The organism is Photobacterium proteolyticum (genome assembly GCF_001939735.1).
GTDB lineage: Bacteria > Pseudomonadota > Gammaproteobacteria > Enterobacterales > Vibrionaceae > Photobacterium > Photobacterium proteolyticum.
Genome location: NZ_MJIL01000086.1, coordinates 19,292 through 40,693 on the forward strand (window position 1 = coordinate 19,292; position 21,402 = coordinate 40,693).

The window sequence follows — 21,402 nt, forward strand, 5'->3', positions numbered from 1 at the left end:
AGAATGACGGATATGCTGCGTGAACAGACCGAGGTCGAAGAGACTCAGACCCATCACGAACACCATCAGACCGGGCTGAAACGCTGGCTGTTCACTACCAACCACAAAGACATTGGCTCGCTGTATCTGATCTTTAGCTTTGCGATGTTTCTGGTCGGCGGTGCCATGGCGATGGTGATCAGGGCCGAGTTGTTCCAACCGGGTCTGCAGCTGGTCGAACCGAACTTTTTCAACCAGATGACGACAGTTCACGGCCTTATCATGGTATTTGGTGCCGTTATGCCAGCCTTTACCGGGCTGGCCAACTGGATGATACCTATGATGATCGGGGCGCCGGATATGGCGTTGCCGAGGATGAACAACTGGAGTTTCTGGATTTTGCCCTTTGCCTTTTCGTTGCTGCTGGCTTCGTTGTTCATGGAAGGGGGCGGCCCTAATTTCGGCTGGACCTTCTATGCGCCGCTGTCGACGACGTTTAGCCCGGAAAGTACCGGCTTGTTTGTGTTTGCAATTCATATCATGGGGATCAGCTCCATCATGGGGGCCATCAACGTCATCGTCACCATAGTTAACCTCCGGGCGCCGGGGATGACCTATATGAAGATGCCGCTGTTTGTCTGGACCTGGCTGATCACCGCCTTCTTGCTGATTGCCGTGATGCCGGTGCTGGCCGGGGCGGTGACCATGGTGCTGACTGACAAGTACTTCGGTACCAGCTTCTTCGATGCGGCCGGTGGCGGCGATCCGGTAATGTTCCAGCACATCTTCTGGTTCTTCGGTCACCCGGAAGTCTACATCATGATTTTGCCGAGTTTCGGCATTATTTCCGCCATTATTCCCGCATTTTCTCGTAAGAAGCTTTTTGGTTACAGTTCGATGGTGTATGCCACGGCCTCGATAGCCGGTCTGAGCTTTTTGGTATGGGCACACCATATGTTCACCACCGGGATGCCGGTGGCGGCCGAGTTGTTCTTTATGTACTGCACCATGCTGATCTCGGTGCCGACCGGGGTCAAGGTCTTTAACTGGGTGGCCACCATGTGGCGAGGATCGCTGACCTTCGAGATACCGATGATGTTTGCCATTGCCTTTATCGTACTGTTTACCATCGGTGGTTTCTCCGGCCTGATGCTGGCCATTACACCGGCCGATTTCCAGTACCATGATACCTACTTTGTGGTTGCACATTTCCACTATGTCCTGGTGTCGGGGGCGATTTTCTCCATCATGGCGGCCGCCTATTACTGGCTGCCCAAGTGGACCGGCTACATGTTTGATGAAAGGCTGGCGAAATGGCACTTCTGGTGCTCGATTGTCTCGGTCAATATTCTGTTCTTCCCGATGCACTTCCTTGGGCTGGCCGGGATGCCGCGCCGGATCCCGGATTATGCGCTGCAGTTTGCCGACATCAACGCGGTTGTCAGTATCGGCGGATTCCTGTTTGGCCTGTCACAGCTTATTTTCCTGGCCGTGATCATTAAATGTGTCCGTGGCGGCGAGAAGGCGTCGGCCAAGCCGTGGGACGGGGCAGAGGGCCTCGAGTGGACCGTGGCCTCTCCGGCGCCGCACCATACTTTCTCCACACCACCGAAGGTTGACTAGGGAGTATTATGAGCAAGCCGTCCGAGTCGTCACGGGAAACCAACAACACCCGCCGATCTGCCTGGTCGCTGGTGGGCATGGCTGTTGCCATGTTCGGCTTCGCTTTTGCACTTGTGCCGCTGTATGACGTGTTCTGCGATATTACCGGCATCAATGGCAAGACGGCGGATACCCCGGCAGCATCCAGTATGAAGGTCGATACCCAGCGGCAGGTGACGGTGGAGTTCGTTGCCTATATCAACCCGGGAATGGAATGGACCTTCGAGCCCGAAGTGCGCCGGATGGTGGTCCATCCCGGTGAAACCCAGACTATCAACTATGCCGCCCGCAACCTGACCCGGCAGGCGAGCATCGGCCAGGCTGTGCCTTCGGTCACCCCGGGCCTCGGTGCCCAGTACTTTAACAAGATTGAATGCTTTTGCTTTAACCGTCAGCCGCTTGAGGCGGGGGAGTCGGCACAGCTGCCTCTCATCTTCTATGTTGACCCGGCTCTGCCCGAAGACATCAACACCCTGACGTTGGCATATACCTTATATAACGCCCAGCCGACAGCCACGGCACAAACGCAATGAGGTAGAAAGATGGCGAATCCTTACACTGAACATGATCAATCAATGAAAGCGCCCCATGAAAACTACTATGTGCCCGAGGCCAGTATCTGGCCCATTGTCGGTGCCGCCGCCCTGTTTCTGATTGCCCTTGGTGCCGGTGCGACGGCTGGCGATCTGTTTAACGGCCAGGGGCCGTGGATCCTGCTGTCAGGCGTCGGCTTGTTGCTGCTGATGCTGGTCGGCTGGTTTCGGGATGTTATCCGCGAGTCCATGGGCGGGCTGTACAGCAGCCAGATGGATCGTTCGTTCAAGCAGGGGATGAGCTGGTTCATCTTCTCGGAGGTGATGTTTTTTGCCGCCTTTTTCGGGGCATTGTTCTATGCCCGGATGATTGCCGTCCCCTGGCTTGGCGGCGCGGGCAACAATGCGATGACCCATGAGGTTTTGTGGCCGGAATTTATTGCCCAGTGGCCCTTGGTGCTGACGCCGGGGGGAACAGAAACCCAGGGGATGGGGCCGCTGGGACTGCCGCTGTATAACACGATGATCCTGCTAACCTCGTCGGTGACGGTCCATATTGCCCATACCGCCCTGGAGCAGGGTGACCGCCAGCGGCTGACGCTGTTCCTGCTGCTGACGGTGTTGCTGGGCTCGCTGTTTGTCTACCTTCAGGGGGTGGAGTATATCCACGCTTACCAGGATATGGGATTGATGCTGGATTCCGGTATTTACGGCAATACTTTCTTCCTGCTTACCGGGTTTCACGGCCTTCATGTGACACTGGGAACCCTGATCCTGTTTATTGTCTGGCTGCGGGTGTTAAGGGGCCATTTCTCGTCCGAGAAGCATTTTGCCTTTCAGGCCGGAGCCTGGTACTGGCACTTTGTCGATGTCGTATGGCTCGGGCTGTTCGTCTTCGTCTATATCCTGTAGGGCGCTATATAAGGACATCGGCGCACTATGCTTTCGGGGATCAGTACGGCCTTGGGTTTGGCGTGATGTACCCGCTGGCGATTGCGAGCATCAGCAGGGCGAAAACGATGACAGAAATCATCACTCGCCGTCCCAGAAAGTGACTCATCGGCTGTTTGCCCTGGTTGTTGAGCATTGCCGGCAGGGCACGGAACAGATTCAGAACAATAAACACCAGCAGGCAGATAATAATCGCTTTTAGCAGCATAGGTACTCCAACAGATCACAGGTGAACATGCGAAGGATAGGTTTCATACTATTTACTGTGGCGGTACTGGTGACATTGGTCAAGCTTGGTATGTGGCAGTTGTCGCGGGCGCAGGAAAAAGAGGTGTTGAGTTCGGTACTCAAGTATCGCAGCGACCAGGTGTATTACAGCCTGGCCAGTCTGCCCGGTGATCCGCGCTGGTATAGCTTGATCCTGCATGGCGAGTTTGATCACAGCAAGGCGGTGCTGCTGGATAACCAGCTTTATCGTGGCAGACCGGGCTATCATGTTTTGTATCCCTTTGAGGCAGATAACGGCTGGGTGTTGGTGAATCTCGGCTGGATTGCAGCCCCAGATTATCGGGAGCAAATCCCGGTGCTGCCCGAACACCATGGCGAGTTACGAATTTCCGGGGTGATCGCGCCACCGTCGTCATTGCTGGAATTGCGTTCGGCCCCGCTGGAATCTGACTGGCCGCTACGGGTGCAAAATCTGCATATCGACCAATTGAGCGAAAAAATGGCATTGCCGCTCAAACCTTGGATATTACAGATCGACCCTGACAACTCGGTCGCCCTGCAACAGACATGGACCCCGGTTGTTGTCGGCCCCCAGAAGCATTACGCCTATGCGGTGCAGTGGTTTTTGATGGCTGTTGCTATCACCGGGCTGGCCGCCTGGTGGTTGAAACGGAGCAAGGTATGAAGAAACACGGAACGTTGTTGTTGCTACTCAGTGCGTTTTTGCTGCCTGTGGCACTGGCCAAGCTGGTACTCGATTTGAACTGGTACCAGGGCGGGGTGACCAATCGTGGTGAATTACTGTCGACACCGGTCGCCGCCGACTGGCTTGGCCAGAAAGGCAAGTGGCAGCTGGTCTACCTGATGCCGGATGATTGCGATGAGCTGTGTGCCGGAGCACTGTTTAACCTGAGGCAAATTCCGCTCGCCGTCGGGGCCGGGCAGGATAGGGTGGGGAGCGTGCTGCTGGTGACTGAGGCCAGCCAGACCGCAGGCGACCAGCTGCAGGGGGTGGAACAGGTGCTGGCACCAGATCATGTGATAGAGCAGCTCCGGACGCTGGAATACGGTGCCCGGGCTATCTATATCGCCGATCCCCTCGGTAATGTCATGATGGCCTATCCTCTGGTCAAGGGGCGTGCTGCGATTCTCGCTCAGGGCAAGGATTTGCTGCGTGATCTGAAGCGGTTGTTGAAGGTATCGAAGATTGGCTAAGGAGTGGCTATGGGGTTGTTTCGTTTTAAATATCTTGTCTATGTCACCTTTGCGCTCTCTCTCTGCGTGATTGCACTGGGGGCCTATACGCGGCTTACTGAAGCCGGGCTTGGCTGTCCGGACTGGCCGGGATGTTATGGCTTTGCCACCGTTCCCCAGACCAGTGAGCAGCAGCTTCAGGCTCTGGCGGCATTTCCCGACAGCCCGGTCGATATCGAGAAAGCCTGGAACGAGATGCTTCACCGTTATCTGGCTGGTACGCTGGGGATCTTTATTCTTCTCGTTAACCTGATTGCCTGGCGGCGCCGGAATACCCCGCGGGGTTTGCCGGCGCTACTGCTGGGTACGGTGATCTTCCAGGCGGTGCTCGGAATGTGGACGGTGACGATGTCATTGATGCCGGTGGTGGTGATGGGGCATTTGCTGGGAGGATTTACCACTGCGGCCTTGCTGCTGTTGCTGGCGCTGCGAGTACGCCGTCGCGAAGCCCGGATTGTCAGTCAGTTTCACCGGCATTCCTCATCCCATTCACTGACGGGGGCATCACTGCTGGCTGCCGCGGCCTTGGCGGTGACTATCGGCCAGGTAGCGCTCGGGGGCTGGACAGCAGCCAATTATGCGGCTGTTGTCTGTACCCAGTTGCCGATATGTGAAGTGGACTGGCAGCAGCATTTCGATGTGTCGGCCTTCAACCCGATCCAGCCAGAGCACGACAGCTACCAGTACGGCGTCCTGAACTTTCCCCAGCGCGTCTCGATTCATGTCGCACACCGGCTGGGGGCGGTGATAACAACCGTGGTGCTGCTGGTACTGGTTTGGCGGTTGTGGCAGTTTGCCATTCTGCGCGGGCTGGCACTGGCTGTCAGCGGCGTCTTGCTGCTACAGCTGTCACTGGGGATCACCAATATTGTTGCCAGCCTGCCGCTGTTGGTGGCTGTTGGGCATAACGTAGTCGGGGCAATGCTGCTACTGACGCTGGTGGCAGCAAACTACCAAATTTACAGCTATCGGACACCGCTTCGAAGTCATTGGAATAATGCTAGGGAGGGCTGAAATCATGGCTAAAGTACAGTTGGCTGGCAGTGCCAGCCTTAAAATAACCCGTCATCGCCAGCGGGTCTGGCAGGATTACCTGACCATGACCAAACCCAAGGTGGTGGCAATGCTGTTACTGACGGCTCTGGTGGGGATGTGCCTGGCCGTCTCCGGAATTCCGCCGCTGAAAGCGGTGGTGTTTGGCCTGGCGGGGATCGGTTTGCAGTCGGCTGCGGCAGCAGCCTTTAACCACGTGCTTGATCGTCGCTTTGATGCCAAGATGGCCCGGACCCATCATCGCCCTCTGGCCAAGGGGCGGATTGAAACCCCCAAGGCAGTCGCCTTTGCTTCTGTCCTGATGGTGGCCGGTTTTGCCTTGCTGTGGCAGTTGAATGCGCTGACGGCCTGGCTGACCTTTGCCAGCCTGATCGGTTATGCCGTCATTTATACCGTGTGGCTAAAACATGCGACGCCGCAGAATATCGTGATCGGCGGTCTGGCCGGAGCGGCACCGCCGCTGCTGGGCTGGACGGCGGTAACCGGGCAGCTTGACCCGCATGCCCTGTTGTTAGTGATGCTGGTGTTTACCTGGACCCCGCCGCATTTCTGGGCGCTGGCTATTCACCGCCGGGATGACTATGCCAAGGCCGGGATCCCGATGTTGCCGGTTACCCATGGGATTGCATTCACCAAGACCATGGTGCTGCTCTATACCGTATTGCTGGCGCTGGTTGGTTTGTTGCCGTGGCTGACCGGAATGAGCGGTGCCCTGTATCTGATCGGTAGTACGGTGCTGAATCTCGGTTTCGTGGCCTATGCTGCCAAGTTGAAGTTTGCCGACTCTCCCGGCCACGCATGGGCAACGTTCAAGTATTCCATCTGGCACCTGCTGGCGCTGTTTGTGGTATTGCTGGCCGATCACTGGTTACAGGCCTGGTGGTAAAACTTGTTTGTAGACATCTATGTAAGGCTTTGCTGATACTGGGTGATATTTGTCTACAAGCGATAAAAAAACTTATCCATGGCGTATCAGGAAGCTGTTAGCGCAAACAAAGAGTTATATTTTTTCAACTCTAATTGGTCAATTTTGCGGCAAAAAAGGGCTACACATGGGGCAGGCTATTTGTTTAAAATGCGCTCAATTATTGAACAGGTAGTGTAAATGAAACAAGCAATAGTTGGCTTCATATTGGCCGTTATGGCGCTGGGCTGGGGAACCTCCGCACTGGCGAGTATGCAGGGCAAGACGCTAAAAGTCACCGCGACGGCCTATAATTCGGTACGGGCTCAAACCAACAGTAACCCCACTATTGCGGCCTGGGGGGATCGCCTGAAGCCGGGGATGAAGGTGATTGCCGTATCCCGTGATCTGCTGAAGATGGGGATCACCCACGGTACCAAGGTAAAAATTTCTGGCCTGCCTGGGGAGTACGTGGTGCTGGATAAAATGAATAAGCGCTGGAGCCGTAAGATTGATATCTATATGGGCAAGGATATTCAGGCAGCCAGAAACTGGGGGCGCCGCTCGGTGACGATTACCGTCATTGAGTCGTAACAACCAGGTGCCAAGCCATTAGGCGAAGAACGAAGCAAAGTACGACAGATATAAAAAAGCGAGAACCTCGGTTCTCGCTTTTTTATACTGCGGTTGGGCAGTTAGTAGTAAGAGTGCTCACCACGGGCGTGCTCAGTAACATCACGCACACCGGTCAGCTCACCGCTGAACTGAGCCAGCAGCTCTTTCTCGATCCCTTCCTTCAGGGTGACATCGACCATTGAACAGCCGTTACAGCCGCCACCGAACTGAAGGATAGCGACACCCTCTTCCGTGATCTCTGCCAGAGAGACATGACCACCGTGGCCTGCCAGCTGCGGGTTAACCTGAGTCTGGATAACGTAGTCGACACGCTCCATCAGCGAGGCATCGTCAGACACCTTGCGAACTTTGGCGTTTGGCGCTTTCAGCGTCAGCTGCGAACCCATTTTGTCGGTGACAAAGTCAATTTCCGCATCTTCAAGAAACGGTAGGCTTAGCTCGTCGATAAAGGCTGAGAATAGCTCAAGTTTAATCTCAGTATCGCTGGCTTCGACGGCTTCCGGTGGGCAGTAGGACACGCCGCACTCTGCGTTTTGAGTACCAGGGTTAACCACGAATACTCGGATGTTAGTGCCTTCCGGCTGCTGGGCAAGAAGTTTGCCAAAATGCTGTTGAGCACTTTCAGAAATAGTAATCATAGACACGACGTAATACCTGACTTATTTAGTAAGACTAATTCTATTCTACTCTTAGACGCCCTTTGTATCACCCCCTAATCGTTGTGACTATGCTTTAATCACATTTCTGGCTACTTTCTGCGATTATTTCCGTGGCGGGGTATAGCAGAGACAGTAGATATCGACCTGCCGGACCCCGCCGCGCTGGAGTAGGCGCGTCAGCTCTGCCACCGTACTGCCTGTGGTGACGACATCGTCGACGATGGCGACATGCTCAGGCAGCTGCTTTGCTTTAAGTATAAAGGCTTGGTTGAGGTTTTTCTTACGCTCACTTTTGCTCAGCTGGCGCTGGGCCGGGGTATGGCGGGTTCGGCTTATCGCATTGTGCAGGCACAGACTGTCTGTTTCACGGGCCACCGCCCGGGCCAGCAAGGTACTTTGGTTGAAGCTGCGGGAAAGTCGGCGCAGCGGGTGAAGCGGAACCGGGATGACGACGGGGGCCGGGTGGGTGATGTGTCGGCCAAGCAGGCGTCCGAGCGGCTCGGCCAGCCAGAACTTACCGCCGAACTTGAGCTGGTGTACCAGCTGGCGCAGGGGAAAGTCATACTCGCCGAGCCGGTAGAATTGCTGCCAGGGCGGCGGCTTCGACAGACAACGGCCGCACTGGCTGGATGGCTGCAGTGTGGTGGCGCCGCATCGGGCGCAATAGGGAGGCCGGGGAAAGCGGCCAAGACAGTGCCGGCACCAGAGTTGTTCATGTCGGCATAGCGGCAAGTGGCATAGCTGGCAGTGCTGGTTGGGCCATTGAAAGATTGATCTTAGCGAGAAAGGGGATAACATCCTAACTATCCTGTCGGGCTGATTATTGCCTGTTCGTGCGATTCATAGAGGGAAGTGTAAATGACAGCCAAGCTACACTGGCAAACTGAAGGCCAAGGTTCGGATCTGGTTCTCATTCATGGCTGGGGCATGAACGGGGCCGTTTGGCAGCAGCTATTGCCATTGCTGACGCCACATTTTCGGGTTCACTTGGTCGACTTACCCGGCTATGGTCACAGTCGTGAACATCATGCAGGCAATATTGAAGAAATGGCATACCAATTGCTTGAAAATTCACCAGAGTCTGCAATTTGGTTGGGCTGGTCCCTTGGCGGGCTGGTGGCTACCCAGGCTGCCATTCAGGCACCTGAACGGGTAAATGCACTGGTAACGGTTGCCAGTTCCCCGCGTTTTGCAGCCGAAAACACATGGCGAGGTATTAAGCCCCAGGTACTGAACGATTTTCAGCGCCAGCTGAGTGATGACTTCCAGCTGACTGTCGAGCGCTTTATGGCGCTGCAGGCAATGGGAAGCCCGACGGCAAGGCAGGACATCAAATTGCTGAAGCAGGCGGTGCTATCGCGTCCCCTGCCCAATCCCAAGGCGCTGGCGTCCGGATTGCAGTTGTTGGCTGATGTTGATTTACGCGAGCAGCTGGATCAGATTTCGCAGCCCTGGCTGCGCTTGTACGGGCGGCTTGACGGCCTGGTACCGGTGAAGGTTGCTGCCGAACTGGATGCGCTGGCGCCCCGGTCCGAGCGGCAAGTGTTTGCCGCGGCATCGCATGCTCCGTTCATCTCGCACCCCGAGGAGTTTGTGAAGGCACTACGTACCTTCATCGGATAGGCTTAACGGAATACTGGTCATGTGTGGCGCATCGGTAACATTTTATTAAACTTTTCGAAAATGATGCCGATACATTAAAAATGGAGTTGCTCTGTAAAGGAGAGAGGCCATAATGACAGTAGGAAGTGTTGCGAATACAAATGTTTATTCGCCTGCGACGCTAAAAGCGTCGGCTGCAGCTTCAGCCAAGACCAATGAAGGGAGTCAGACGGCTGAGCAAACCCGTTCCGTGAAAACCGGCGAAAGCTCCGTATCGATCTCCGAGGAGGCGAAACGCATGCAGGCGGCAGACACGGGCAAACAGAAAACTGAAGCTGATGATGGTACGCAAACGACGCAGCTCGCTGAGTCGTTCGCCTATGGTGCATTGGGTATGGATCACCCCGATGAAGTGAAGCAAAATACCGATGATTTCTATACTGCAGGGCAAGTGCTGTCAGCCCTGGGTACGGTAGCGACGGTGTTGCTTGCAATCGCCTGATTGACCCCGTCAGCTGATGCCCGGAGAAGAGCGTCAGCATGATTGTTTCCCCAATACAGGTAGGAGCGCCAACCGTAGCTCCTTCAGTGAACCCGCCTACCGAACAGGTCGCGCGGGATAATCGTGTTCGTGAAAAAATCGTCCCACCGACCCAAACCGCCGAATCTGCGCGGGAGAAACCACTCAGCAGCGATGAAAAACAGTTAAAAAAGCCTTCCTGGGATCCCAGCGAGCATCCTGACTATCATGAGCTTGCCGTCACCGAGCAACAGTACGGCTATCAGGAGGATTTCGAGCAGCTGGTCAAGGCGCTGTCAGCCGATAGCTATATGGCTGATGTGAGCGAGCTGGGCTATTCCATGCACATTCAGCTGCCGAGAGATTTGCTTGAGGAGCTGGAGAAAATCAGCCAGGTCGAGCGAACCAAGGGGGTTGTCGCCCACCGCTATGCACAGGCCACCGTGCCTAACCCGCCGACGGAATATCTGGTGGTGTTGTAGGCATTGATTCCGCCCCTAGAAAGAGCAGGTCGAGGAAAAGCAAGAGCAGAGTACTTCTTGAGACTGTGAATCTTGGTCTGCAGACCCTATAAAAAAAGAGCCAGCATGAGAATGCTGGCTCTTTTGCTTTCACTCGAGGCTTGTTTCTAGCCCACCGTTACTATTTACTTCTTTTTCGCGTTGGCAAAGGCCGCGGCAAAGGCACCCCCCATCGCACTGTTATTGCTTTGACCCTGGTGACTGCGGTTGCTATTGCCACGCGGCTGGCGTTGCTCGCGAGGTTGCTGGCGCTGGCCTTGCGGTTTGCGGGCAGGCTTCTCCTGTCCCGGCTCGTCATTGAGGCGCATAGACATGCCGATCCGCTTACGTTGCAGGTCGACTTCCATCACCTTCACCTTGACGATATCACCGGCCTTGACGACCTCGCGCGGGTCTGACACAAACTTGTCAGACAGTGCCGAGATGTGGACCAGTCCGTCCTGGTGGACACCGACATCGACGAAGGCCCCGAAGTTGGTGACATTGGTGATCACGCCTTCCAGAACCATCCCCGGGATCAGATCTTTGACCTCGTTGACGCCTTCGGCAAATGTCGCCGTCTTGAACTCCGGGCGCGGATCGCGGCCCGGCTTGTCCAGCTCGCTGATGATATCGGTGACTGTCGGCAGACCGAACTTTTCATCGGTATATTCGGCAGGCTTGAGTCCGCGGAGGAAATCGCTGTTGCCGATAATGGCATCGACCGGCTTGTCGTTGCTGGCGGCAATGGCTTTGACCACCGCGTAGGATTCCGGGTGTACCGCCGAGCTGTCGAGCGGGTTCTTGCCGTTCATGATGCGCAGGAAGCCGGCACACTGCTCGAAGGCTTTCGGCCCGAGGCGCGCCACTTTCTTCAGGGTGGTACGGGCATCAAAACGGCCGTTCTCGTCGCGGTAGCTGACAATATTCTGGGCAATGGTGGTGTTCAGGCCTGCAACCCGGGTCAGCAGCGCCGGTGAGGCGGTGTTGACATCGACACCAACGGCGTTTACACAGTCTTCCACTACCGCATCCAGACGCTTGGCCAGCATGCTTTGGCTGACATCGTGCTGGTACTGGCCGACACCGATGGATTTCGGGTCAATCTTCACCAGCTCGGCAAGCGGGTCCTGCAGGCGGCGGCCGATAGACACGGCACCACGCAGGGAGACATCCAGGTTAGGGAACTCGTTGGCTGCCAGCTCCGAGGCCGAGTAGACCGAGGCACCGGCCTCGCTCACCATCACACTCTGGACTTTCAGGTTGTTGTCTTTGAGCAAGTTGGTGACAAAGCTGTCTGTTTCACGTGAAGCAGTGCCGTTACCAATCGCGATCAGGTTGACGTTATGTTTGGTGATCAGTGCTAACACCGTCGCTTCTGACTGGGCAACCTGACGCTGCGGCTGATGCGGGTAAATAGTGGCTGTATCGAGCAGCTTGCCGGTTTGATCGACAACGGCTACCTTACAGCCGGTACGCAGGCCCGGATCCAGCGCCAGGGTGATACGCGGCCCGGCCGGCGCTGCCATCAACAGGTCTTTGAGGTTGTCGGCGAAAACCTGCATGGCACCGTCTTCGGCTTTCTCGCGCAGTGCGCTCATCAGCTCGGTTTCCATGTGCATCAGGATTTTTATCCGCCACGCCCAGCTAATCACCTGTTTGCGCCAGGTATCGGCAGGCTGGCTGCCGAGGGTCACGCCATAGTGATCGGCAATCATGATTTCGCAGTAAGAGCCGCGGACACCTTCTTCCTGCTGGGGATCGGCGTTCAATGATAGCTGCAGAAAACCTTCGTTCCGGCCGCGGAACAGGGCCAGGGCACGGTGCGACGGAATGTTTTTCAGCGGCTCGTTGTATTCGAAGTAATCCTTGAACTTGGCGCCTTCCTGCTCTTTGCCATCAACCAGGCGGGAGGTCAGCTCGGCATTGCTTTGCAGGTGGCGGCGAACTTTGTCCAGCAGCGCGGCGTCTTCGGCAAAGCGTTCCATCAAAATGGCACGGGCACCATCAAGGGCAGCCTTGGTGTCGCCAACGCCCTTGTCGGCATCCACATAGCCTGCTGCTGTGGCTTCCGGCTCCTGGCTAGGTTGCTGCCACAGGGTGTCGGCAAGCGGAGCCAGGCCGGCTTCAATGGCAATCTGTCCTTTGGTACGGCGCTTTGGCTTATAAGGCAGGTACAGATCTTCAAGGCGGGTTTTGCTGTCGGCCCCGGTAATTTCTGCTTCTAGCTCTGGGGTCAGCTTGCCCTGCTCGGTAATTGACTTGAGGATAACCTGGCGGCGATCGTCCAGCTCGCGCAGGTAACCGAGGCGGGATTCCAGGTTACGAAGTTGGGTATCGTCCAGTCCTCCGGTGACTTCCTTACGGTAGCGGGCAATAAAGGGCACCGTGTTACCGTCATCTAACAGAGTGACTGCTGCTGTGATTTGCTCGTTGCGAACATTCAGCTCGCTGGCAATCATCTGATTAATAGCGTTGCTCATCCGTTGTATCTCTTGGTTGTCGTTAACCCGCCCATTCTACGGAGGAATGGAGGAGTAGCAAGGCGTGATCTGTTAAGAGTGTGTCAGTGTCCGTTAAGCGTAGGCGGTTGGGAGCAAGAATGCGATATGGCTTCAGAGCGAGGGGAATCGCGCTTTACTCACGAGTCAGCGGTCAATATAGGTGCCAACTCGTGAAAAGCGGGGGAAAGGGTTACAGAGACGGCTCCGATTCACCGGCACCGCGGCGGGAGGTATCGCTGGATTCGACCAGGATTGCGCCGGCAGCCTGTTTGATCCGCTGCCAGTGGGCTTCATCGACGGTGATGCCTTCCTGCCAGGCTTGTGCCTGGGTTTCAGCCAGGGTCTGCGATGAGATATGGTGATCGAACTCGGCAGCGGAAGGCAACGGGATAGGCTGGGTGCTGATCTCAATCCTCAGGCTATGCAGGCACGACGGCTGCTTGGCTGGCCGGGCAGAGACAAATAGCTCGGGATTGATGCAGCCTTTGTTAAGGACATACACGACATGCTTGGGAGCATGGCCGTTGTGCCAGGAGGCTTTGACCGATAGTCCCTTGGCAGCCAGCTTGACCAGCTCGCCAAAGGCCAGCCAGCGGTTGTGGCATTGCTGGATATCGAGGGTAATGTTGTTTCGGCCAATCAGTTTTTCAAGGGTGAAATCAAGCACTGTCGGCAGGTGACAGAGAATGCTGCAGCCGTGCAGGTTGGCTGTGAGCTGGGCTGCAGAGGTGGCATCGACATCCACCGGACAGTCGCGCTCCTGCTGCAGGAAGTCAAGTGCCTTGACGAAGTGTTCGATGCCGTTGAGGCCGACCATTTCCAGGTCGGCAACCATGTTGGCAATCATGTCGGCTTCACCACAGCTACGTCGCAGGCCGGTAAAGGCTTTGCCTGTCAGTACGACCAGTTCGTTGTGTGAGACTTGCATCATGCGTTGTCCTCCGGCTGAGAGCTTGTGTTGGCAGTGGTGTCGGTAGCTGTGTCGGTGACTGGCAGTAGCGGGAATAGCCATTCGCCGTCATGTATTTCATCGCTCAGGGGAGCCCCCTGGAAAAAGGTTACCCGTACCCAGCGGTCCGAGCGCGGGTCAAACTTGGTGGCACCAAACATGGCCAGCTTACAGCGCAAGAGATGCATCGGCAGTGCCGTCTGGCTGAGCACGTTCATCTGAATGTCGCCCATCGGGCAATGGCCAAGGGTCCAGGTGCGCCGGGCAATGGAGCGGAACTGTGGCTGCTTGAGCAGAAACTCCGCCAGCGAGCACTGGCCGGATTCTGCCGATAGTACTTGGTTCAAGCGGTAAACCTGACGCGCAACATCAAGCCCGAGCTCACGGTCCTCGCCCGGCTCCTGACCCCGGATGCCCATTCGCGGTTCTTCCTTGTCCTCCGAGCGGTACCAGAACCAGTAGCTGTTTTCCGGCTGGTTGAAATTGATATCCAGCGCCCAGCGGTACCGGCTGGCGAGCAGCTGCTGCAAATCGCCGACGGTAATACCCGGGCTCAGGGCTAGATTCTCATCGGCATTCATGGTGTTTTCAAAGTTGTCGACATCCTCGGGGTAGAGCTCCAGCAGGCAGGCCAGGGCAATCTCCTGTGCCTCGTAGCTATAGCGTTGATTCTGCTCCAGCCAGTGCTGCCAGACTTGATGCTGTTTTGCTGCGACGGGCAGCGAACGGATCACCGCCTCGAGGTCACTGACAGCCTGGTGGTTCAATGTCCGCTGGTGGTCGTCAATCGTAATGACCTGCTGCAGGTGCAGGCAGGCGCGCTGGAGCAGCGGAATTATTGTCTTGCAACCCGCCGGAGTGACTGACTTGCCACTGATAGCGGCGACGGCTTTTTCCCGCTCGGACAACCATTGATCGACGATGCGGGGGTGGTTGATGAGGTATGGTGCCATGCCCAGTCCGGTTGCATTGCCGACACCCAGATATCGCTGGAGGGGGCGTGCAAGCTCGACGGCCTTATCGCCACCTTGCTGCCGGGCAAGAAAGTGGATCCAGTCGAGGCTGAACTGGCGCAACATATACACGGCGCACATCTGGGCGCTAAAGGAAAGGTTGAAGTCGCAGTTGTTTTTTAAGATCTCGAAGTCGGCAATACCAAACTTGCCGTTACCGTAAACGGCGGTGGTACGCAGAATATAGCCGACACTGGCGAGTACCTGGCTGTCAGGCTGGCGGCCCCGGGACAGGGATTCGACCAGATGGTCAAACACCCGGACGCTTTTGTTGGCTCGTGCAAGTACCAGCACTTTGCTGGAGTTCCTGCCGGCTTCCTGGAGCGGCACATTGCTTTGCAGCTGGGTCAATAGCGCATCGTCTACATCGCCTTGTACCAGGGCGAAAGTGATATCCCACTTTTCCGCGATAACCCGGTCGTTACGCTCTTCATCGGCGATGGCATCGGAAAAGACTACCAGATGGTAGTGGTTCTCGGGTGTTTGCAGGCGATAGATCGCCGTACCGAATCCGAGCTCGGACAAAGCCCAGTGATATTGGCTAACTTGCCAGTGCTGATTGGCCATCCGGCGGATCAGGCTCCTGACGAAGCTGATCCGGGTCTGATGCATGGCGCCTAGTCGCTCCGGGGCCATGACGGTATCCGGGTGACGTAGCTGTGGTTGGGTTCCAGTACAACGATGTGCATCCATTTTGCTCACCATATCCAAGTTGTCTGAGCCGGTAACGGCTCATTATTTATTATGGAAGGCAGCTCGACAGGCTGCCTGACCTTAGCTGTAAAGCGTGGTGTAGGGCAGTGCGTGGCTTATAAGCCTTGTTCCTTTGCCATCTTGAGTGCCAGCTTTGGCGCGTCCCAGAGTGACGGCAGCAAGATAAGTGAAACAGGCACTGCGGTAATGACTATGAAGGATTGCAGGGCAGAGACCCCGCCTGATCCCAGCGAGATCAGGATGATTGCTGTCAGTCCCATCATGATCCCCCAGAAAGTACGAATAAACGCATTGGGCTCTGTCTCGCCGCTGATCACAACACTGATGGTATAGGTCATCGAGTCTCCGGTGGTGACGATAAAGATAGTCGTCAGGATCAGGAACAGGATAGAGACAATTAACGGGAACGGCAGCTGCTGGGTGATGGCCAGCAGGGCACCCGGCAGGTTGAAGCCTTCGAAGGCTTTGCTCACCGAGCCCGGATCGGCAATCTCAAAGGCAATCCCGGAGCCACCGACGATAGTGAACCAGAAGCAGGTGATTAGCGGAGCAATGATGCTCAGTGTCATAACCAGTTGGCGAATGGTGCGGCCGCGAGAAATGCGGGAGATAAAGATGGCCATCATCGGGCCGTAACCCAGGAACCAGCCCCAGAAGAATACCGTCCACCAGCTGAGCCAGCCTTCGTCACCGCGGTAGGTTGCCATCGGTACGAAGTTGTCGAGCATGGCACCGACACCCTGCAGGTAGCCGTTAATAATAAAGCCCGTCGGGCCAACCAGTAGCAGGTAGGCCATCAGCGCAACGGCCAGAATGATGTTCCAGCGGCTGAGGATCTGGATCCCGCGGTTTAGCCCGCTCAGCGCCGACAGTGTATAGATTGCGATGGCAAAAAGGATAATGATGAACTGGGTGGTGAAGCCATCGGGAATATCGAACAGCGAGTTCAGGGCAAAGCTGATTTGCAGGCCAAGGAAACCGATAGGGCCGATGGTGCCGGCTGCAACGGCAATGATACAGCAGGCATCGATGGTGTTGCCCATCGCCCCTTTCAGTGCGCGCTCACCCAGCAATGGGTACAGCAGGGTGCGAGGCTGAAGCGGCAGTCCTTTGTCATAGTGCAGGTGCATCAGGACGATGGAAGTCAGGCTGCCGGTAATGGCCCAGGCCAGGAATCCCCAGTGCATGAACGACTGCGACAAGGCATTGATGGCGGTCTGCCACGGGCTGTCAGGCACGCCATACAGCGGCGGCGGGCTGACATAGTGGGCAATCGGCTCTGCCGCCGCCCAGAATACGCCACCACCGGCGAGCAGGGTGCAGAGCAGGATGGCTATCCAGCGGAAGCTGTCGATTTCCGGTGTATCCAGACGTCCCAGTCTGACATGGCCGGTTTTACCTGCGGCAAGGGCAAGGCCGATCAAAAAGGTCAGTAGCAGCAAGATTTGCCAGTACGGGCCAAAAAAGGTAACCGACCAGGAGAAACCGGTATTGACGAAGGTGGAGAGCAGGGCATTGTCATACAGGGCGAGGGCAACGAACAGGGCGATAAACCCACCGCTCAGCCATTGCACCGGGCTTTTCAGTCCCAGTTTGTCTGATGCGGTTTGCTGCTTTGCCGATGGATGACGGGTCATAGGCTGTGCTTTAGCTGTGTTCATGATGTCGGACATACAATGTCTCCAGACGTTATCGGATTTGCATGGGCAAAAAACGTAATGGTGACGGCCTGCGTAAGAGTATAGTTATGGGCAGGCGGTCAGTTATTTGGCGGGCGCAAGGCCGTCTTTCAGGAAGCTGAACCAGTTTCCTCCCATGATCTGGCTTGTTTCCGTGTCGCTGAATCCTTGTTTCAACAGGCCGTTATAGATGTTCTCCATCCCTTTGTTGTCACAGAACCAGGGCAGAGCATCCGGCCAGCCGGCATTGCTGGATGAGCCTTCGCCATAGTCCATGGCCTTCGACCAGCGGCCGTTTCGCATCCACTCCAGCACTGCCTGCGGTTGGTTGAGGCAAAGATCGCTGCCGATACCTAGGTGTTCCACCCCGACCAGATTTGCGGTGTCGGCAATCATCTGACAGAAGCGTTCCAATGAGCACTGGCTGCCGTCCGGCAGGTGAAACGGGTAGAGGCTGAAGCCCAGCAGGCCGCCGCGGCTGGCCAGCGACTTGATGACCTCGTCGGATTTGTTGCGCAGGGCGTCGTGGGCCGAGGCCGGGTTGGCATGGCTGATACAGATTGGCCGGGCTGACAGGTCAATCGCCTCTAGGGTCGAGCGCTCGGCACTGTGTGACATATCGATGATCATCCCGACCCGGTTCATCTCCGCAATGGCCTGCTTGCCAAAGCGGGTGACCCCGCTGTCTTCCTGCTCATAGCAACCCGTCGCCAGCAGGCTCTGGTTGTTGTAGGTGAGCTGCATGATCAGCAGCCCCTGCTTGCGCATGACCTCGATCAGGCCTATTTCATCATCTATCGGCGAGCAGTTCTGGGCCCCGAAGAAGATACCGACTTTTCCTGCTGCCTTGGCAGCCTCTATATCGGCCATGCTCATCACCGGCATGATGAGGTCGCTGTGTTGCTCGAAGTGGCGGTTCCACTCGGCAAAACGGGTAAGGGTTTCGCGGGCGGTTTCGTGATACACCAGCGTGGCATGTACCGCGGTGATCCCGCTGGCCTTGAGCGTTTCAAAGTAGGCTCGATCCCAGTTGCAGTACTGCAGCCCGTCGATGATGATGCGATCCTGATACATAGAAGCTCCTTAGTAAGGGCGCTGGTAGGCAGTTTTTACTACGGTGTAGAACTCTTTGGCGTACTGGCCCTGCTCGCGGGGACCAAAGCTTGACTGCTTGCGGCCACCAAACGGAACGTGATAGTCCGTTCCTGCCGTTGGCAGATTCACCATGACACAGCCTGTTTGTGCCTGTTGCTTGAACAAGGCACTGGTCCGCAGGCTCTGGGTAATGATGCCGCCGGTCAGGCCGAAGCGGGTATCGTTGACGGTGGCAATGGCTTCATCCAGATCGGCGACACGAATAACGCTGGCCATCGGGGCAAAGACTTCTTCCTGGTTGACGTCCCAGTGGTTCTCGGTACCAAGGAATAGGGTGGGGGCCATGTAATAGCCGTCATGTTCCAGGCCGAGCTTTTCGCCGCCGAAGGCCAGCTCAGCACCGTGCTGGCGGGCCTTTTCAATCCAGTCCAGGTTTGACTGCAGCTGGTTGCCATCGACTACCGGCCCCATGAAGACCCCGTCTTCGAGGGCATGGCCGATTTTGAGCGTACTCATGCGCTTGATGAGTGCCTCGACATAGGCATCATGGATGCTGTCAACCACTACCAGCCGTGACGAGGCAGTGCATTTCTGGCCAGCGCCGGAAAAGGAACCCATGATGGTTGCCTCGACAGCTGTGTGGATATCGGCATCGTCGGCAACGACCAGGGCGTTCTTGCTGCCCATTTCAAGCTGACAGCGAACAAAGTTGGGGGCTGTGGCGGCAGCGACCTTACGGCCGGTATCAACCGAGCCGGTGAAGCTGACGGCATTGATTTGATCGGAGTTGATCAGGGTATTGCCAACCTCGGAACCACTGCCAAGCACCAAATTGAAAGTCCCTGCCGGCATGCCCTGGCGGTGAATAATTTCAGTCAGGGCAACGGCACTGGCTGGCGTCAGGTTGGCCGGCTTCCAGATCACGCTGTTGCCGAAGGTTAGTGCCGGGGCAATTTTCCAGGCCGCTGTGGCTGTCGGGAAGTTCCAGGGCGAAATGATAGCCACGACGCCAACGGCTTCCCGGCTGACTTCGACCGAGACTCCCGGACGAACAGACTCGGCAATATCACCCATCTGACGCAGCACTTCGGCCGCGTAGTACTGGAAGAACTGACCGGCACGGTAGATTTCTCCGCGCCCCTCGGCAAAGGGCTTGCCTTCTTCGCTGGAGAGCAAGGTACCGAGCTCGTCACAGCGGGCGATCAGCTCGTCGCCGATGGCTTGCAGTACTTTCTGTTTTTGTTCCAGCGGCGTTTTTTCCCACTCGGGCTGTGCCGTTCTGGCGGCATCGATAGCATGCTGAACCTGCTGCTGGCTGGCCTGGGCAAATTCCCCGAGGTTCTGGCTGATATCCGACGGGTTGATGTTGCTGATAGTCGTTGTGCCTGACTGCCATTCACCGGCAATGTAGAGGGCTTTTTCTGCGTCAAATGTCATGGGACTGTCCTTGAAATAGTGCGTGATCTGATCTGGGTTTCTGATCAACCTTTATTCGTAGTGCTAGATCTGTCTGTCATTGATCACCGACGGCAGTGTAGACGACCAGTTCGACAAGCATCTCTTCCCGTGCCAGCCCGGCAACAACAACGGCGGCACGGTTAGGGTAAGGGGCGTTGAAATAATCGGCGTAAATCTTGTTGACGGTAGCCAGGTAGCTACGGTCGGTCACATAAATCAGTACCTGGAGGACGGCATCGGTAGAAACACCTGCGCATTCCAGGGTATGGACCAGGTTATCCAGGGTCTGGCGGGTCTGGGCTTCAATTCCGCCCTCGACGACGCTGCCGGACTGATCGATAGGTATCTGTGCGGTGTATAGGGTGCCGTTGTTGACGACAGCCCACTCCAGAGGGGCCTTCGAGGCAAACAGTGATGTAGGGACGGCTTTCTTTGTTGTGGCTGACATATCTCACCTGTGATGTAACGAAAATGTTTCAATATGGTTAAATAATGCACATAATAGGGTGATAAATCGAATGGTTTATTTCTGACACTTGATAAGTTTTTTTTATCAAAAGAGACGGTGAATTGATCGTATTGCAGGTATCAATAAGGACAATGATATGGATATGAAGCTACAGCAGCTGAAGCATTTTTCGCTGGTTGTGCAGGAGGGGGGCTTTCGGGCGGCTTCCGCCAAGGCGAACCGTTCTCAGGCGGCGCTGTCGACGTCGGTCAAAGAGCTGGAAAAAATCCTTGGTCAGCCTTTGTTTGAGTCTGGCCATAAAGCCAAACTGACCCCTTATGGTGAGGTCTGTCTGCCGAAAGTCGATCAGTTTCTTCGGTTATATCAGGCGCTGGATAGTGACTTGCGGGCAGCGGCTATCGGTCAGCAGGGGCAGGTTAGGATTGCCTGCGTGCCGTCGGTGGCGGCAAAGCTGATCCCCAAGGTGCTGGCACAGTTCAGTACAAGCTATCCGCAGGTTGAGGTATCGCTGGTTGATGATAATGCCGCCGGGGTTGAGGCAAGGCTGCTGGCCGGGGAAGTTGACCTGGCGCTAGGCAACTGCCTGCATGTTAACGACGAGCGGATTGATTTTACTCCTTTGCTGTCTGATCGGCTGGGGGTGGTGTGCTTGCAGGATCATCCCATCGCGGCAATGGCCGACGGGGTGAAGTGGCGCCAGGTCACGGCGTTTCCGTTTATCAAAAATGGCACCTGTAAGCTGCTGGATCCGACACCGGCCCGGGTCCTGAGTGAAAGCGCGCTGTATACCGTGGAAAACATTACTTCTTTGTTTTCGGTATTGTCGCTAGGGATTGGGGTCACGACACTGCCCAAACTGGCGTTTCCCGAGACCGAAACGCCGCTGGTGTGGCGGCCTCTGGTCGATCCTAAAGTGGAGCGGCAGATTGGGATTTTCCGTCTGTTTGACCGCCACATTTCGCCGGCGGCCAATGCATTCTATGCCCTGTGCTGCGAGCAGTTGCAAGACCGGGAATATGCGCAGTAAAGAGCTTGTAGTG

23 protein-coding genes are annotated in these 21,402 nt (G+C 56.1%); 13 read left to right on the forward strand and 10 right to left on the reverse strand.

Features of this window, described 5'->3' with window-relative positions:
* Positions 1-3 precede the first annotated feature (3 nt).
* From ctaD to BIT28_RS18070, 3 genes are read left to right on the forward strand one after another with little or no spacing between them, the layout of a single operon-like run.
* Positions 4-1,602 (forward strand): cytochrome c oxidase subunit I, encoded by a 1,599-nt coding sequence (ctaD, locus tag BIT28_RS18060; protein WP_075766289.1) that lies wholly within the window; start codon positions 4-6, stop codon positions 1,600-1,602.
* An 8-nt stretch (positions 1,603-1,610) separates the two neighbouring features.
* Positions 1,611-2,174: a cytochrome c oxidase assembly protein gene (locus tag BIT28_RS18065; protein ID WP_075766291.1), complete on the forward strand. Its 564-nt coding sequence runs from the start codon at positions 1,611-1,613 to the stop codon at positions 2,172-2,174.
* A gap of 9 nt (positions 2,175-2,183) precedes the next feature.
* Entirely contained in the window at positions 2,184-3,086 is a 903-nt protein-coding gene (locus BIT28_RS18070) for a cytochrome c oxidase subunit 3 (protein ID WP_075766293.1), read from the forward strand.
* 40 nt (positions 3,087-3,126) lie between these two features.
* Here BIT28_RS18070 and BIT28_RS18075 read toward each other — a convergent pair whose 3' ends face one another.
* Positions 3,127-3,333, reverse strand: coding sequence for a DUF2909 domain-containing protein (locus tag BIT28_RS18075; protein ID WP_075766295.1), 207 nt, complete (start codon positions 3,331-3,333; stop codon positions 3,127-3,129).
* A gap of 27 nt (positions 3,334-3,360) precedes the next feature.
* Between BIT28_RS18075 and BIT28_RS18080 the strand changes: the two genes are divergently transcribed.
* The 5 genes from BIT28_RS18080 to BIT28_RS18100 all read left to right on the forward strand — a co-directional run bounded on the left by BIT28_RS18080 (position 3,361) and on the right by BIT28_RS18100 (position 7,158).
* A complete protein-coding gene (locus BIT28_RS18080; RefSeq protein WP_083651942.1) occupies positions 3,361-4,038 on the forward strand; it encodes an SURF1 family protein in 678 nt (225 codons plus the stop codon).
* Positions 4,035-4,568, forward strand: coding sequence for a cytochrome oxidase (locus BIT28_RS18085; RefSeq protein ID WP_075766299.1), 534 nt, complete (start codon positions 4,035-4,037; stop codon positions 4,566-4,568). Before BIT28_RS18080 ends, BIT28_RS18085 begins: the two co-directional genes overlap by 4 nt.
* A gap of 9 nt (positions 4,569-4,577) precedes the next feature.
* Positions 4,578-5,621 carry a COX15/CtaA family protein gene (locus tag BIT28_RS18090; protein ID WP_075766301.1) on the forward strand — a complete coding sequence of 348 codons (1,044 nt, stop codon included), beginning with the start codon at positions 4,578-4,580 and terminating at the stop codon, positions 5,619-5,621.
* Positions 5,622-5,625: 4 nt separating this feature from the next.
* A complete protein-coding gene (cyoE, locus tag BIT28_RS18095) occupies positions 5,626-6,546 on the forward strand; it encodes a heme o synthase (RefSeq protein WP_075766303.1) in 921 nt (306 codons plus the stop codon).
* A gap of 219 nt (positions 6,547-6,765) precedes the next feature.
* Complete coding sequence (locus tag BIT28_RS18100) at positions 6,766-7,158, forward strand: 3D domain-containing protein (protein ID WP_075766305.1); 393 nt, start codon at positions 6,766-6,768, stop codon at positions 7,156-7,158.
* A 101-nt stretch (positions 7,159-7,259) separates the two neighbouring features.
* On the opposite strand, the gene nfuA is transcribed toward BIT28_RS18100, so the two are convergent.
* Entirely contained in the window at positions 7,260-7,838 is a 579-nt protein-coding gene (gene nfuA / locus BIT28_RS18105) for a Fe-S biogenesis protein NfuA (RefSeq protein WP_075766307.1), read from the reverse strand.
* A gap of 123 nt (positions 7,839-7,961) precedes the next feature.
* Positions 7,962-8,234, reverse strand: coding sequence for a ComF family protein (locus BIT28_RS30280; protein ID WP_342743781.1), 273 nt, complete (start codon positions 8,232-8,234; stop codon positions 7,962-7,964).
* 54 nt (positions 8,235-8,288) lie between these two features.
* Here BIT28_RS30280 and BIT28_RS30285 point away from each other — a divergent pair, with 54 nt between their 5' ends.
* From BIT28_RS30285 to BIT28_RS18125, 4 genes are all read left to right on the forward strand, one after another.
* A complete protein-coding gene (locus BIT28_RS30285; RefSeq protein WP_342743782.1) occupies positions 8,289-8,585 on the forward strand; it encodes a hypothetical protein in 297 nt (98 codons plus the stop codon).
* Positions 8,586-8,717: 132 nt separating this feature from the next.
* Positions 8,718-9,482, forward strand: coding sequence for a pimeloyl-ACP methyl ester esterase BioH (gene bioH / locus BIT28_RS18115; protein WP_075766311.1), 765 nt, complete (start codon positions 8,718-8,720; stop codon positions 9,480-9,482).
* Positions 9,483-9,594: 112 nt separating this feature from the next.
* Positions 9,595-9,963, forward strand: coding sequence for a hypothetical protein (locus BIT28_RS18120; protein WP_075766313.1), 369 nt, complete (start codon positions 9,595-9,597; stop codon positions 9,961-9,963).
* A gap of 38 nt (positions 9,964-10,001) precedes the next feature.
* Positions 10,002-10,463, forward strand: a complete 462-nt coding sequence (locus tag BIT28_RS18125) for an ATP-dependent Lon protease (RefSeq protein ID WP_075766315.1) — start codon at positions 10,002-10,004, stop codon at positions 10,461-10,463.
* A 164-nt stretch (positions 10,464-10,627) separates the two neighbouring features.
* On the opposite strand, the gene BIT28_RS18130 is transcribed toward BIT28_RS18125, so the two are convergent.
* The 7 genes from BIT28_RS18130 to BIT28_RS18160 all read right to left on the reverse strand — a co-directional run bounded on the left by BIT28_RS18130 (position 10,628) and on the right by BIT28_RS18160 (position 20,341).
* Complete coding sequence (locus tag BIT28_RS18130) at positions 10,628-12,964, reverse strand: Tex family protein (protein ID WP_075766317.1); 2,337 nt, start codon at positions 12,962-12,964, stop codon at positions 10,628-10,630.
* 211 nt (positions 12,965-13,175) lie between these two features.
* On the reverse strand, positions 13,176-13,916 hold the full coding sequence (locus BIT28_RS18135; protein ID WP_342743783.1) for a DUF3726 domain-containing protein: 741 nt from the start codon (positions 13,914-13,916) through the stop codon (positions 13,176-13,178).
* Positions 13,913-15,640, reverse strand: coding sequence for a hypothetical protein (locus BIT28_RS18140; protein WP_075766319.1), 1,728 nt, complete (start codon positions 15,638-15,640; stop codon positions 13,913-13,915). Before BIT28_RS18140 ends, BIT28_RS18135 begins: the two co-directional genes overlap by 4 nt.
* A 116-nt stretch (positions 15,641-15,756) precedes the next feature.
* Positions 15,757-17,334 carry a BCCT family transporter gene (locus BIT28_RS18145; RefSeq protein ID WP_075766321.1) on the reverse strand — a complete coding sequence of 526 codons (1,578 nt, stop codon included), beginning with the start codon at positions 17,332-17,334 and terminating at the stop codon, positions 15,757-15,759.
* 90 nt (positions 17,335-17,424) lie between these two features.
* Entirely contained in the window at positions 17,425-18,414 is a 990-nt protein-coding gene (locus BIT28_RS18150) for a membrane dipeptidase (RefSeq protein WP_075766323.1), read from the reverse strand.
* A 9-nt stretch (positions 18,415-18,423) separates the two neighbouring features.
* Positions 18,424-19,872: an aldehyde dehydrogenase family protein gene (locus BIT28_RS18155; RefSeq protein ID WP_075766325.1), complete on the reverse strand. Its 1,449-nt coding sequence runs from the start codon at positions 19,870-19,872 to the stop codon at positions 18,424-18,426.
* A gap of 76 nt (positions 19,873-19,948) precedes the next feature.
* Entirely contained in the window at positions 19,949-20,341 is a 393-nt protein-coding gene (locus BIT28_RS18160; RefSeq protein WP_075766327.1) for a RidA family protein, read from the reverse strand.
* Positions 20,342-20,498: 157 nt separating this feature from the next.
* Here BIT28_RS18160 and BIT28_RS18165 point away from each other — a divergent pair, with 157 nt between their 5' ends.
* Positions 20,499-21,389, forward strand: a complete 891-nt coding sequence (locus BIT28_RS18165; protein WP_075766341.1) for a LysR family transcriptional regulator — start codon at positions 20,499-20,501, stop codon at positions 21,387-21,389.
* Positions 21,390-21,402 lie beyond the last annotated feature (13 nt).